Annotated in this window: 13 protein-coding genes and 1 pseudogene; all 14 read left to right on the top strand. The window is 62.5% G+C overall.

Features of this window, described 5'->3' with window-relative positions:
* Window positions 1–17 precede the first annotated feature (17 nt).
* Window positions 18–1,640, top strand: a complete 1,623-nt coding sequence (ccoN, locus tag J7U39_RS30150; protein WP_210633367.1) for a cytochrome-c oxidase, cbb3-type subunit I — start codon at window positions 18–20, stop codon at window positions 1,638–1,640.
* Window positions 1,641–1,648: 8 nt separating this feature from the next.
* Window positions 1,649–2,383, top strand: coding sequence for a cytochrome-c oxidase, cbb3-type subunit II (ccoO, locus tag J7U39_RS30145; RefSeq protein WP_210633365.1), 735 nt, complete (start codon window positions 1,649–1,651; stop codon window positions 2,381–2,383).
* Between the two features lie 8 nt (window positions 2,384–2,391).
* Window positions 2,392–2,544 carry a CcoQ/FixQ family Cbb3-type cytochrome c oxidase assembly chaperone gene (locus J7U39_RS30140; RefSeq protein ID WP_017969139.1) on the top strand — a complete coding sequence of 51 codons (153 nt, stop codon included), beginning with the start codon at window positions 2,392–2,394 and terminating at the stop codon, window positions 2,542–2,544.
* 1 nt (window position 2,545) lies between these two features.
* Window positions 2,546–3,409 (top strand): cytochrome-c oxidase, cbb3-type subunit III, encoded by an 864-nt coding sequence (gene ccoP / locus J7U39_RS30135; protein ID WP_210633364.1) that lies wholly within the window; start codon window positions 2,546–2,548, stop codon window positions 3,407–3,409.
* Window positions 3,410–3,519: 110 nt separating this feature from the next.
* The gene (locus tag J7U39_RS30130) at window positions 3,520–3,705 is read left to right on the top strand and encodes a hypothetical protein (RefSeq protein WP_210633362.1); all 186 of its coding nucleotides are present in this window, start codon (window positions 3,520–3,522) and stop codon (window positions 3,703–3,705) included.
* A gap of 171 nt (window positions 3,706–3,876) precedes the next feature.
* Window positions 3,877–5,445: a cytochrome c oxidase accessory protein CcoG gene (gene ccoG / locus J7U39_RS30125; RefSeq protein WP_210633361.1), complete on the top strand. Its 1,569-nt coding sequence runs from the start codon at window positions 3,877–3,879 to the stop codon at window positions 5,443–5,445.
* On the top strand, window positions 5,442–5,927 hold the full coding sequence (locus tag J7U39_RS30120; RefSeq protein WP_210633359.1) for a FixH family protein: 486 nt from the start codon (window positions 5,442–5,444) through the stop codon (window positions 5,925–5,927). Before ccoG ends, J7U39_RS30120 begins: the two co-directional genes overlap by 4 nt.
* Window positions 5,924–8,206, top strand: coding sequence for a cation-translocating P-type ATPase (locus J7U39_RS30115; RefSeq protein WP_210633357.1), 2,283 nt, complete (start codon window positions 5,924–5,926; stop codon window positions 8,204–8,206). The genes J7U39_RS30120 and J7U39_RS30115 overlap by 4 nt, the downstream gene beginning before the upstream one ends.
* Window positions 8,203–8,361, top strand: coding sequence for a cbb3-type cytochrome oxidase assembly protein CcoS (ccoS, locus tag J7U39_RS30110; protein WP_210633356.1), 159 nt, complete (start codon window positions 8,203–8,205; stop codon window positions 8,359–8,361). Before J7U39_RS30115 ends, ccoS begins: the two co-directional genes overlap by 4 nt.
* A gap of 31 nt (window positions 8,362–8,392) precedes the next feature.
* Entirely contained in the window at window positions 8,393–9,058 is a 666-nt protein-coding gene (locus J7U39_RS30105) for a cyclic nucleotide-binding domain-containing protein (protein ID WP_210633549.1), read from the top strand.
* A 95-nt stretch (window positions 9,059–9,153) separates the two neighbouring features.
* Complete coding sequence (ccmI, locus tag J7U39_RS30100; protein ID WP_210633355.1) at window positions 9,154–10,026, top strand: c-type cytochrome biogenesis protein CcmI; 873 nt, start codon at window positions 9,154–9,156, stop codon at window positions 10,024–10,026.
* Entirely contained in the window at window positions 10,023–10,505 is a 483-nt protein-coding gene (ccmE, locus tag J7U39_RS30095; protein WP_210633354.1) for a cytochrome c maturation protein CcmE, read from the top strand. The genes ccmI and ccmE overlap by 4 nt, the downstream gene beginning before the upstream one ends.
* Window positions 10,502–12,496 (top strand): heme lyase CcmF/NrfE family subunit, encoded by a 1,995-nt coding sequence (locus J7U39_RS30090; protein ID WP_210633352.1) that lies wholly within the window; start codon window positions 10,502–10,504, stop codon window positions 12,494–12,496. Before ccmE ends, J7U39_RS30090 begins: the two co-directional genes overlap by 4 nt.
* Window positions 12,493–12,612 (top strand): annotated as a pseudogene (locus tag J7U39_RS30085) (cytochrome c-type biogenesis protein CcmH); the annotation flags it as partial. The gene J7U39_RS30090 and the pseudogene J7U39_RS30085, both read left to right, overlap by 4 nt.
* Window positions 12,613–12,641 lie beyond the last annotated feature (29 nt).

Below are 12,641 nucleotides of genomic sequence, written 5' to 3'. Positions count from 1 at the left end.
GCACTGGGGACGACATCATGAATTATACTGTGGAAACAATGATGCTCGCGGTCGCGGCGTTTCTAGCGCTGCTCGGAGCCGCATTCGCGCATGATCATCTCTTTGCGGTCCATATGGGCATACTCAGCTTCTGCCTGGTTGCGGGAACCCTGCTCCTTGTCAGGAGGATCGACTTCGCACCGGCGCACCAACGGCGGAAGGTCGACCTGTCCGGCTATTTCGACGACGTGATCCGCTATGGTCTGATCGCCACCGTATTCTGGGGCGTGGTCGGCTTCCTGGTCGGCGTCATTATCGCGCTGCAACTGGCCTTTCCCGACCTCAATTTCGCGCCCTATCTCAATTTCGGCAGGCTGCGGCCGGTTCACACATCGGCGGTCATCTTCGCTTTCGGCGGCAACGCGCTGATCATGACGTCCTTCTACGTGGTGCAGCGGACCTGTCGCGCACGTCTCTTCGGCGGCAGCCTCGCCTGGTTCGTCTTCTGGGGGTACCAGCTCTTCATCGTCATGGCGGCAACCGGCTACGTGCTCGGCATCACCCAGGCGCGTGAATATGCCGAGCCCGAATGGTATGTCGACCTGTGGCTGACCGTTGTCTGGGTCGCCTATCTCGCCGTCTATCTCGGAACGATCCTGAAGCGCAAAGAACCACATATCTATGTGGCGAACTGGTTCTATCTCGGCTTCATCGTCACCATCGCGATGCTGCATGTGGTCAACAACCTTGCGGTACCGGCCTCGTTCCTCGGGTCCAAGAGCTATTCTCTCTTCTCGGGCGTTCAGGATGCGCTGACGCAGTGGTGGTATGGCCACAACGCCGTCGGCTTTTTCCTTACCGCCGGCTTCCTCGGCATGATGTACTATTTCGTGCCGAAGCAGGCCAACCGGCCCGTCTATTCGTACCGGCTCTCGATCATCCACTTCTGGGCCCTGATCTTCATGTATATCTGGGCCGGCCCGCACCATCTCCATTACACGGCGCTGCCCGACTGGGCCCAGACGCTCGGCATGGTTTTCTCGGTCATGCTCTGGATGCCCTCCTGGGGCGGCATGATCAACGGCCTGATGACCCTTTCGGGCGCCTGGGACAAGATCCGCACCGACCCGATCATCCGCATGATGATCGTCGCCATCGCCTTTTACGGCATGTCGACCTTCGAGGGCCCGATGATGTCGGTCAAATCGGTCAATTCGCTCAGCCACTATACCGAATGGACGATCGGCCATGTGCATTCCGGCGCGCTGGGCTGGGTCGGGATGATCACCTTCGGGGCGATCTATTACCTGACACCGAAATTGTGGGGGCGCGAACGTCTCTACAGCCTGCGGATGGTCAACTGGCACTTCTGGCTCGCGACCCTCGGGATCGTGATCTACGCCGCCGTGCTCTGGGTTGCCGGTATCCAGCAGGGGCTGATGTGGCGCGAATACAATTCCCAGGGCTTTCTCGTCTATTCCTTCGCCGAAACGGTCGCGGCGATGATCCCCTACTACGTGCTGCGCGCGGTCGGCGGAGCGCTTTATCTGGCGGGCGGTCTCGTCATGGCCTGGAACGTGTCCATGACGATCCGCGGCCACCTGCGCGACGAAGCCGCAATCCCGACCACTTTCGTGCCCCAGGCACAGCCTGCCGAATGAGGTGAGACATGGCATCGATATTGGATAAACATAAGATCCTCGAGAAGAACGCGACGCTTCTTCTGGTCGGCTCGCTGCTCGTCGTCAGCATCGGCGGCATCGTTGAAATCGCACCGCTGTTCTATCTGCAGAACACGATCGAGAAAGTGGAAGGCATGCGGCCTTACACGCCGCTGGAGCTCGCCGGGCGCAACGTCTATATCCGTGAAGGCTGCTATCTCTGCCATAGCCAGATGATCAGGCCGTTCCGTGATGAAGTCGAACGTTACGGCCATTATTCGCTGGCCGCGGAATCGATTTACGACCATCCGTTCCAGTGGGGATCCAAACGCACCGGGCCGGACCTGGCCCGTGTCGGCGGACGTTACTCGAACGAATGGCATGTCCAGCATCTCGCAAATCCGCGGGCCGTGGTGCCGGAATCGATCATGCCGAGCTACGCCTTCCTCAAGGAGCGGGAGGTCACCGTCAAGGACGTCGGAATGGACCTCAAGGCCAACGAGGACGTCGGCGTGCCTTACAACGACGACATGCTGGCGAATGCGGAGGCCGACATGAAGGCTCAGGCCGATCCGAATGCGGACACGATGGCCCTCCTCGAACGCTATCCGAAGGCTAAGGTCGGCGATTTCGACGGCGACCCGACCAGGCTGACCGAAATGGACGCGCTGGTCTCCTATCTGCAGATGCTCGGAACGCTGGTCGATTTTTCGACCTATGACGACGCGTCCGGCTACCGTTGAGGTGATCCATGGAAACCTACACTGCAATGAGACACTTCGCCGACAGCTGGGGGCTCCTCGCCATGGCGGCATTCTTCGTCGGCGTGGTCGTATTCACCCTTCGCCCGGGCAGCAAGCAGACGGCGAAAGAAGCCGCCGATATTCCCTTGAAGGACGATTGAGATGTCGGAAAAACATATCGATGAATTCAGCGGTGTCGAAACGACCGGACATGAATGGGACGGCATTCGCGAGCTCAACAATCCCATGCCCCGATGGTGGGTGTGGACCTTCTACGCCACCATACTTTGGGCGGTTGGCTATGCGATTGCATACCCCGCTATCCCGATGATCACTTCCGCCACTAAAGGCTATTTCGGCTACTCAACCCGCGCGGAGCTGCAGCAGGATCTAAATCAGGCCAAGGCGTCTCAGACGCAGTTTCACGACCTGATTGCTGCAAAGACGGTTCAGGAGATCGACGCCGATCCTGCCCTCCGTGAATTCGCAATTGCCGGCGGTGCGTCCTCATTCAAAGTCAATTGCGCGCCCTGTCATGGCTCGGGGGCGAGCGGCGGCCCCGGCTTTCCCAACCTGAACGATGACGACTGGCTGTGGGGCGGCGACTTGGGCGCCATCCAGACGACGATCGCCCACGGGATCCGATTCGATTCGGATGCCGAAACGCACGCCTCCGAGATGCCGGCCTTTGCCGATGTGCTGGAGCCTGTCCAGATGCGACAGGTCGCCGCCTACGTCTGGGGGCTGACCAACGCGCCCTCGAATCCCACAGTCGCGGAAGCCGGAAAAAAGGTCTTTCTCGATAACTGCGCCGCATGTCACGGCGAGGATGCCAGAGGAAAGGCGGAAATGGGTGCCCCGGATCTTGCCGACGCGATTTGGCTGAAGGCACGCGGCGAGGATGCCATCGTCCGCCAGGTCGCCTTTCCCAAACATGGCGTCATGCCTGCCTGGGCAGCACGCTTGGGCGACACGACAGTCAAGGAGCTCACCATTTTCGTCCATTCGCTTGGCGGCGGAACCTAGAGCAACCCAAGCAAAAGTGCGCGGCGGTTTTGCGCCCGCAATGGCGAGAAAACAAAGAGATAGAGCATTTCCGTGATTCAAGGAAAACGGAAATGCTCCAAGGAGAAACGATGACAGTCCACGATCACAATCCCATCCTCGGTCTCTATGGCACGCCGCGCGCCATCATCCGCTCTCGCGTTTCGGAACGCGCCAAGGCGGTGGCGCCGTCGGCCGAACAGGAGGATCCGGCAAAGATCGGAAATTCGATCGTAAGCTTGATCTGCCTCAAGGATCACAAGCAGACGAGCCGATAATTTCAGCTCCTGTCGAGGACGTCTCAGCGGTGTTTCTCCCCCGCTGTCCTCCGGCCACGCCCTTACCCCGGGGCGTGGCCTTTTCATTCCGAAAGGTCATTTCTTGATCTGCATCAAGGAACGGATGCGCCGCGGGTGGGACAAGGGCAGGCAAACACTGGACAGGTCTCCATGAATCTCTACACCGCCCCAGATCCGAATGACATTGAGCGCGTCAGTGTCGAGCCGGTCAACGCCCGGCGCAACCGACAGCCTCTCTATGCGCCGCGCAAGAAGATCTTCCCAAAGCGCGCCGAGGGTCGATTCCGCCGGTTCAAATGGATGGTGATGCTGATCACGCTCGGCATTTATTACCTGGCGCCGTGGATCCGCTGGGATCGCGGTCCCTACGCGCCCGATCAGGCAATTCTCGTCGACCTCTCCTCCCGGCGCTTCTTCTTTTTCTTCATCGAAATCTGGCCCCAGGAATTCTACTATGTCGCGGGCCTGCTCGTCATGGCGGGCTTTGGCCTCTTTCTCGTCACCGCCGCGGTCGGCCGCGCCTGGTGCGGCTACGCCTGTCCGCAGACAGTCTGGGTAGACCTGTTTCTCGTCGTCGAACGCGCCATGGAAGGGGACCGGAACGCGCGAATGAAGCTCGACGCCGGCCCCTTCACTTTCGACAAGCTCAGCAAGCGGTTGATCAAGCATGCGATCTGGCTGTTGATCGGAGGCGCCACCGGCGGGGCGTGGATCTTCTATTTTGCCGACGCGCCGAGCCTGGCGGCTTCGCTGTTTGGTGGCGGCGCTCCTGCGGCCGCCTATGCAACGATCGCCATCCTGACAGCCACGACCTATGTGCTTGGGGGGCTGATGCGCGAACAGGTGTGCACCTACATGTGTCCGTGGCCGCGCATTCAGGGCGCGATGCTGGACGAGAATTCGCTTGTCGTCACCTACAATGACTGGCGAGGCGAGCAGCGGTCGCGCCACGCCAAGAAAACCCAGGCCAAGGGCCTGCCGGTCGGCGATTGCGTGGATTGCAATGCCTGCGTCGCGGTCTGTCCGATGGGCATCGACATACGCGACGGTCAGCAGATGGAATGCATCACATGCGCGCTCTGCATCGATGCCTGCGACGGCGTCATGGACAAGCTGGGAAAACCTCGCGGGCTGATCGCCTATGCGACGCTCAGCGAATATTCGAGCAACATGTCGCTTGCGACGGACGGAGGACGGACCGCCATCCAGCCCTCCAATGTCCGAAACGCCGATGGAAGCTTCATCTCGGCGGTCCGGCATTTCGACTGGCGGATCATCTTTCGTCCGAGGATCGTTTTCTACGCCGTCGTCTGGGCATCGATCGGCATCGCCATGGTCATCCATCTTGCCTTCCGCGAACGACTCGAACTCAACGTCGTCCATGATCGCAACCCCCAATATGTCCTGGAAAGCGACGGCTCCATCCGCAACGGCTACACACTTCGCGTCCTCAACATGGTGCCGACGCCGCGGGATGTGACCATCACCCTCATCGGGCTCGAGGGCGGCGTGATGCGCATTCCCGAGTTCGGCAGGCAGGATGGCCGCAGCTTCACGGTCCATGCCGAACCGGACGCGGCCACGACGCTGAAGGTCTTCGTGACGCGCAAGCCCGACGGGGCCGAGATCAATGAATTCCTATTCGTTATCGAAGATTCGGACCATTCCGACCGGGCGACCTATCGCGCGGCGTTCAACGCACCGGGAGAGGTGAAATGAAGGCGTCCACTCGAGGTTTTACCGGCTTGCACATGCTGCTCGCCACCTCGGCATTTTTCGCCGTCGTGATTGCCGTCAACGTCACCATGGCCTTCTATGCCTCATCCAGCTGGAGCGGCCTGGTCGTTGAAAACACCTATGTGGCCAGTCAGGAATTCAACGGCAAGGCGGCAGCGATGAAGGCGATGGCCGCCTCCGGCGTCGAGGGCGCTCTCTCCGTCAAGGGCCGCGCGATCCGCTACGACATCCACGATGGCAAGGGCGCGCCTGCGATCATCGACGATGTCACGCTGAACTTCAAAAGACCGGTCGGTGATCACGAGGACTTCCACCTGACGCTCCGGAGGACCGGCGATGGCCGGTTCGAAGCCGACCACGAGGTGACCGGCGGCGACTGGATCGTCGAGGCCATATCGAGAAGGAACGGCGTGGTCGTCATGCACGAGGCGAAGCGCATCGATACGGCGGAGTTTGGCCAATGACCTGCTGCACCATGGATACGGAAAGCGTACTCGCCCTCAGCGCGACATCGGCCAGCGCCGACGAAGTCCGGCTGGCGAGCCACCCGCTCGGGGCCGGATTGCATCAGCTCGACCTCAGTGTCCCCGACGTCCACTGCGGCGGCTGCATAGTCACCATCGAAAAAGCGCTGTCGGCGCTTCCCTTCGTCAGGAAGGCCCGGGTCAATCTCACTGCCCGCCGGGTTAGCTGCATCTATCAGGAAGAATTCGAAAGGCAGGCGACCGATCCCTCCGAAATCCTCGCAGCCATCAATGCGGTTGGATACCGCGCGCATCTCTTCACAGCCGCGGCGCCTGAAAACGACCGAATCAGGAACCAGTTGCTGCTGGCGATCGGGGTTTCTGGTTTTGCAGCTGCCAACATCATGCTGCTCTCGGTGTCGGTCTGGTCTGGCGCCGACGCGGCGACCCGGGACATGTTTCACTGGATCTCGGCGATGATCGCGGCCCCCGCACTGGTCTATGCGGGGCGCTTCTTCTTCAAATCGGCCTGGAACGCCTTGAAACGCGGGCGCACCAACATGGACGTTCCGATCTCGCTCGCGGTGACGCTCTCCTATGCCGTCTCCCTGTGGGAGACCGTGCATCACGGCGAACACGCATGGTTCGACGCTTCGGTTTCGCTGCTGTTCTTCCTGCTGATCGGCAGAACCCTCGATCACGTAATGCGCGAAAAGGCACGCGCGGCGATCAACGGTCTGGCAAGACTGGCCCCGCGCGGGGCGCTGCTGATGATGCCGGACGGATCGCGCCGCTACGTTCCGGTGGAAGAGATCGCGGTGGGTGACGACATCGCGATCGCGGCGGGCGAGCGCATCCCCGTCGACGGCATGATCGTCAACGGCGAGAGCGACGTGGACCTCTCCATCGTCACCGGTGAAAGCAGTCCGGTCGCCGTCGCCAAAGGCAGCGCGGTGAATTCGGGTGCGATGAACTTGACCGGCTCCCTCATCCTGAGGGCGACGAAAGTGGCGAGGGATTCCCTTCTATCGGAAATCATCAGCCTCATGGAAGCCGCCGAAGGCGGCAGGGCTCGCTATCGCCGGATCGCCGATCGGGCCGCAGCGCTCTATTCCCCGGCCGTGCACCTGTTGGCGCTGGTCTCCTTTCTCGCCTGGGGATTTTTCGGCGGCGACTGGAAACAGGCGATGCTGGTCGCGGTCGCGGTGCTGATCATTACATGCCCGTGCGCGCTCGGCCTTGCCGTTCCCGTGGTTCAGGTGGTCGCGGCGGGTGAGCTTTTTCGCAAGGGCATCATGGTCAAGGACGGTTCGGCGCTCGAAAGACTGGCCGAGGCGGATATCGTCGCCTTCGACAAGACCGGCACGCTGACGATGGGGCGGCCCCGCCTCGTCGGGGTCGAGGCGACCGACGCGAGCAATACCGCCATCGCCTGCGCATTATCCGCGCATTCACGGCATCCTCTTTCCCAGGCGCTGCTGCGGAACATGGAGCAGGCTTCTTCCTTCTCCTTCGACAGGGTCACGGAAATACCCGCTGGGGGGCTGGAGGCCAGCAATGGAACGGATGTCTATCGGCTGGGCAATCGGGCCTTTGCCTGCGAAACCGGCCCTACGACCGGCGCGGCCGACAGGCCGTTTTCGGAAGTGGTCCTGTCGAAGAACGGTGCCGAACTGGCATATTTCCTCTTTGACGACACGCTTCGCCCCGGCGCTGCCGAGGCTGTCCGCGATATCACTGCCGCCGGCCTTGAAACGCTGATGGTATCAGGCGACCGGCAAACCGTCGTCGACAACACGGCGCGGGCTCTCGGTATTCGAAGGGCTCTGAGCGCGGTGGCGCCGAAGCAGAAGGTCGAGGAATGCCAGAGGCTGAGCGGCGAGGGCCATCGCGTGCTCATGGTCGGCGACGGGATCAACGACGCGCCGGCACTTGCCGCCGCGCATGTCTCGATGGCGCCCGCCACCGCATCCGACATCGGCAGGCAGGCCGCCGACCTCGTCTTTTTCAACGAACGGCTCGATGCCGTTCCGGAAGCGATCGCCGTCGCGCGACGATCCGCCAGCCTGATCCGGCAGAACTTTGTTCTGGCCATCGGCTACAACCTGCTGGCGGTCCCGATCGCGATCGCCGGACTGGCGACGCCGCTGATCGCAGCGGTGGCCATGTCGACATCATCGATCATCGTCGTAACCAATGCGCTGCGGTTGAATACCTTCGGCAAACACTCCCCCATGCCGACCGAAGCGCGAGCCGGCGGGGAGGTCAAAACCGCATGAACATGCTGATCTATCTGATCCCGATCGCGCTGCTGATGGGGGGAATGGGCCTCCTGGCATTCCTCTGGTCGCTGAAGAGCGGCCAGTATGACGACCTTGAAGGAGCTGCTTGGCGAATTCTCATCGAGGACGAAACCGACCGCAACAAATCTTGAGCCGCATATGACCAAGACGAGAGGAAGATCGATGCTTGCGAAAAATCCCATACTTTTGCGGTCTGACCTGTTCGACGGCCTCCACGAGTCGACGATAGAGGAGCTCGCCGCTACAGCTCAGTTTCAAACATTCGCTGCGGATGAGCGGATCATTGCAGAAGGCCAGCCAGCGTTGTTCGTCTATTGCGTGATGAGCGGATTCGTCCGACTTTCCAAATCCGAGTCCGCCGGGCGCGAGGCGGATATCTGCGTCTGCGAGCCCGGCGACACCTTCGGCGAATATCTTCTGTCGGGCGGCGGCACCTACGCCTACGGCGCGTGGTCCGCCGACGGAGCGGAGGTGGCCCTGTTCGAACTTGCGGACTTGCGGGCGCTCGCCGAGCGGTACCCCACCATTCATCGCAACGTCATGCGAATCATGACCCGACATCTGCTCGGCGCGATGGATTGCATAGCAGGAGACCGGCTGCACACGGCCGCGCAACGTGTCGCGAACTACCTCGTGAGCCGTTGCCCGGCCTCGGCGTCGCAGGCCACATTTCGCCTGCCTTACCGGAAGAGGATCCTGGCCGGCAAACTGGGGCTTGCGCCCGAAGCCCTTTCGCGCGCATTCGCGGCGCTCGTTCCTGCAGGTGTCGAAGTCAGAGGCAAGATTGTCCTGGTCGACAGTGTCGACCAGTTGCGGAAGGCGTGCTGACATCGGGAAGCCGGAAAAGAGCGCCGCAATTTGACCGGCGTCAATGTGGCGATCGCCCGCTCCATTAAGGTCGGGGCGAAAGGCACCTCGACGTCATGCTTATCTGGATTGTTTTCGCGGTCATCGCGACTGCCGTCATTGCTTCCCTTCTTCATCCGTTTGCTTCGGGCCTTGCCCGGATCGACAGTGGTGCGGCTGATGCATGCCGGGTCTATCGGGACCAGCTTGTCGACCTCGACAGGGACATGGAGACGAGCCAACTCCCTCGCAACGAGTACGAATATGCCCGTGCCGAAATCGCGCGGCGGCTTTTCAAGGCAACCGAACAACAGTGTGAAGAGCGCCGGAGACCGCCGCATGCCCATCGATGGCCGAAGCTGGCCATCAGCTTATTTCTGCCGCTCGCGAGCATCGGCCTTTATGCCCGGCTGGGTTCGCCCGACATGCCGTCGCAGCCGCTGCAGGCGCGGCTGGAAGATCCCGGCCACAATATCGCAATGCTCATTTCCAAGACGGAACGCCATCTCGCAAGCCAGCCCGATGACGGGCGGGGATGGAACGTCATCGCTCCGGTCTACCTCAGGACCGGCCGGATCGCCGAGGCACAGTCGGCTTATCGGAATGCGCTGCGGATCCTCGGACCCGACGTCGATCGCCTGGGCGGCCTCGCCGAGGCCCTGATGATCGAAGCGCAAGGTTCGGTGACCGCGGACACGCTTGACATCCTGCGGCAGATACTCCGGCTCGAACCGAAAAACCCGCGCGCGCTGTTCTACATCGCCGTCGGCATGGAGCAGGCGGGACGGACCACCGAGGCGCTGGCAGATTTCGAAGCGCTGGCGAAATTGTCGCCTGCCGGCGCGGCGTGGCTGCCGCTCGTCAACCAACATATTTCCGCCAATGGCGGCGTTCCGCTGGCCGCTTCGAGGCAGAAGCCTCACATGACAGCTGCAGGAGATTCGCGATGACGCGCAAGCAGAAGCGCCTTGCGGTGATCGCGGGCGGGATGAGTTTCATCCTTGCGGCGGTGCTTTTGGTGATGTTCGCCTTCAGCCAGTCGGTGGCCTATTTCTACATGCCGGCCGATCTGGCCAAGACGCCGGTGGCGCCGGAGACCCGCATCCGGCTGGGCGGCCTGGTCGGAGCGGGCAGCGTCGTGCGCGGCGCCGGTTCGACGGTGGAGTTTTCCGTCACCGACGGCAGCGCCAATGCGGTGAAGGTTCAATATACCGGCATCCTGCCCGATCTGTTTCGTGAGGGCCAGGGCGTCGTCACCGAAGGCATGTTTACACCAGGCACGAATGTCTTCGTTGCCGACACCGTGCTGGCCAAGCATGACGAGACCTATATGCCGAAGGAGGTGGCCGACAAGCTGAAGCAGCAGGGGCTGTGGCAGGAAGGCCAAGGGGGAGCCGGTCAGGGACAGGAGGCGAAGGCGACGCCATGATCATCGAGATCGGCCATTACGCTTTGGTGCTGGCGCTGGTGACGGCGCTGATCGTCTCGATCGTGCCGGTGATCGGCGCCCGCCGCCATGACCCGGCGATGATGGATGTGGCGAGCGTCGGCTCGCTGGTCATGTTTGCGCTCGTCGCCTTTGCCTTTGCCGTGCTGACCTATGCCCATGTCGTCTCCGACTTCTCGGTCGAGAACGTCTGGGAGAATTCGCATTCGCTGGTGCCGCTGATCTACAAATATTCCGGCGTCTGGGGCAATCACGAGGGATCGATGATGCTCTGGCTGCTGATCCTGGCGCTGTTCAGCGCCCTGGTCGCGATCTTCGGCGCCAACCTGCCGGAGACGCTGAAGGCCAATGTGCTGGCCGTGCAGGCCTGGATCTCGCTCGCCTTCACGCTGTTCATTCTCTTGACCTCCAATCCCTTCCTGCGGCTCGATCCGGCCCCGGCCGAGGGCCGCGACCTCAATCCGGTGCTGCAGGATATCGGCCTCGCCATCCACCCGCCGCTGCTCTATCTCGGCTATGTCGGCTTTTCCGTCTGCTTCTCCTTTGCCGTCGCAGCCCTGATCGAAGGCCGCATCGACGCCGCCTGGGCCCGCTGGGTCAGGCCCTGGACGCTGGCCGCCTGGACCTGCCTGACATTAGGCATCGCCATGGGCTCCTACTGGGCCTATTACGAGCTCGGCTGGGGCGGCTGGTGGTTCTGGGACCCGGTGGAGAACGCCTCCTTCATGCCGTGGCTCGCCGGCACCGCGCTGCTGCATTCGGCCCTCGTCATGGAAAAGCGCGAGGCGCTGAAGATCTGGACGGTGCTGCTCGCCATCCTGACCTTCTCGCTGTCGCTGATGGGCACCTTCCTGGTGCGTTCCGGCGTGCTGACCTCGGTGCATGCCTTTGCCAGCGATCCCACCCGCGGCGTCTTCATTCTCTCCATCCTGCTGATCTTCATCGGCGGGGCGCTGTCGCTGTTTGCCCTGCGCGCCCCGAAGCTTGCGGCCGGCGGGCTGTTTGCGCCGATCTCGCGCGAGGGCGCGCTCGTCCTCAACAATCTGATCCTGACGGTTGCCTGCGGCACGGTGCTGACCGGCACGCTTTACCCGCTGCTGTTGGAGACGCTGACCGGCGACAAGATCTCCGTCGGGCCGCCCTTCTTCAACCTGACCTTCGGCCTCTTGATGGCGCCGCTGCTCGTCATCGTGCCGTTCGGGCCGCTGCTGGCCTGGAAGCGCGGCGATCTGCTCGGCGCCCTGCAGCGGCTCTATGTCGTCGCGGCTCTCGCCTTCGCCGCCGCGGTCGTCTTCTTCTATCTCCAGCATGGCGGGCCGGTGCTGTCGGTGCTTGGGCTGGCCGCCGGCCTGTTCCTGATCCTCGGCGCCATTGCCGATCTCTGGTATCGGGCCGGCATCGGCAAGGTGGCGGGCGCCATCGCCTGGCGCCGCCTGAGCGGTCTGCCGCGCTCGGCCTTCGGCACCGCGCTTGCCCATGCCGGGCTCGGCGTCAGCGTGCTCGGCATCGTCGCCGTCACCACCTTCCAGAGCGAACATGTCGTCGAGATGAAGCCGGGTCAGACGGTCGATGCCGGCGGCTACAGCCTTGAGTTCGACGGCATGCGGTCGGGCAGGGGGCCGAACTACACCGAGGAGCGCGGCCACTTCACCATCCGGCGCGCCGGTGTCACCATTGCCGACACCTGGTCGGCCAAGCGGCTCTACACCGCCCGGCAGATGCCGACGACGGAGGCGGGCATCCTGACCTTCGGCCTCAGCCAGCTCTATGTTTCGCTCGGCGACGCCACCAAGGACGGCGGCATCGTCGTGCGCATCTGGTGGAAGCCGTTCATCCTGTGCATCTGGGGCGGGGCCTTGATCATGGCCGCAGGCGGCCTCGTCTCGCTGAGTGATCGGCGCCTGCGCGTCGGCGCCCCGCGGAGAAAGGCCAAGGCCAAACCGGCCGCGCCTGTCATGGAGCCGGCGGAATGATGCGTCTCTCCCGTCTCCTCGTCGCCGTGTTCCTGTTCTTCGCACCCGTTTCCGCCTTCGCCGTCAATCCCGACGAGGTGCTGGCCGATCCGGCGCTGGAGGCTCGCGCCCGGAGCGAATGTGACGGCGGTCATGAACAGTTTGA

It is taken from the genome of Rhizobium sp. NLR16a (genome assembly GCF_017948245.1).
Classification (GTDB): Bacteria; Pseudomonadota; Alphaproteobacteria; order Rhizobiales; family Rhizobiaceae; genus Rhizobium.
The sequence above is the reverse complement of the archived record's forward strand: the minus strand, read 5'-3'. Positions and strand labels throughout refer to the sequence as shown.

Coding starts and splice junctions, on each gene's coding strand:
- J7U39_RS30105 (WP_210633549.1), top strand. CDS start 8,393: ATGCTTGCGAAAAATCCCATACTTTTGCGGTCTGACCTGTTCGACGGC.
- ccoS (WP_210633356.1), top strand. CDS start 8,203: ATGAACATGCTGATCTATCTGATCCCGATCGCGCTGCTGATGGGGGGA.
- J7U39_RS30140 (WP_017969139.1), top strand. CDS start 2,392: ATGGAAACCTACACTGCAATGAGACACTTCGCCGACAGCTGGGGGCTC.
- ccmE (WP_210633354.1), top strand. CDS start 10,023: ATGACGCGCAAGCAGAAGCGCCTTGCGGTGATCGCGGGCGGGATGAGT.
- J7U39_RS30130 (WP_210633362.1), top strand. CDS start 3,520: ATGACAGTCCACGATCACAATCCCATCCTCGGTCTCTATGGCACGCCG.
- ccoP (WP_210633364.1), top strand. CDS start 2,546: ATGTCGGAAAAACATATCGATGAATTCAGCGGTGTCGAAACGACCGGA.
- ccoO (WP_210633365.1), top strand. CDS start 1,649: ATGGCATCGATATTGGATAAACATAAGATCCTCGAGAAGAACGCGACG.
- ccmI (WP_210633355.1), top strand. CDS start 9,154: ATGCTTATCTGGATTGTTTTCGCGGTCATCGCGACTGCCGTCATTGCT.
- ccoN (WP_210633367.1), top strand. CDS start 18: ATGAATTATACTGTGGAAACAATGATGCTCGCGGTCGCGGCGTTTCTA.
- J7U39_RS30115 (WP_210633357.1), top strand. CDS start 5,924: ATGACCTGCTGCACCATGGATACGGAAAGCGTACTCGCCCTCAGCGCG.
- ccoG (WP_210633361.1), top strand. CDS start 3,877: ATGAATCTCTACACCGCCCCAGATCCGAATGACATTGAGCGCGTCAGT.
- J7U39_RS30090 (WP_210633352.1), top strand. CDS start 10,502: ATGATCATCGAGATCGGCCATTACGCTTTGGTGCTGGCGCTGGTGACG.
- J7U39_RS30120 (WP_210633359.1), top strand. CDS start 5,442: ATGAAGGCGTCCACTCGAGGTTTTACCGGCTTGCACATGCTGCTCGCC.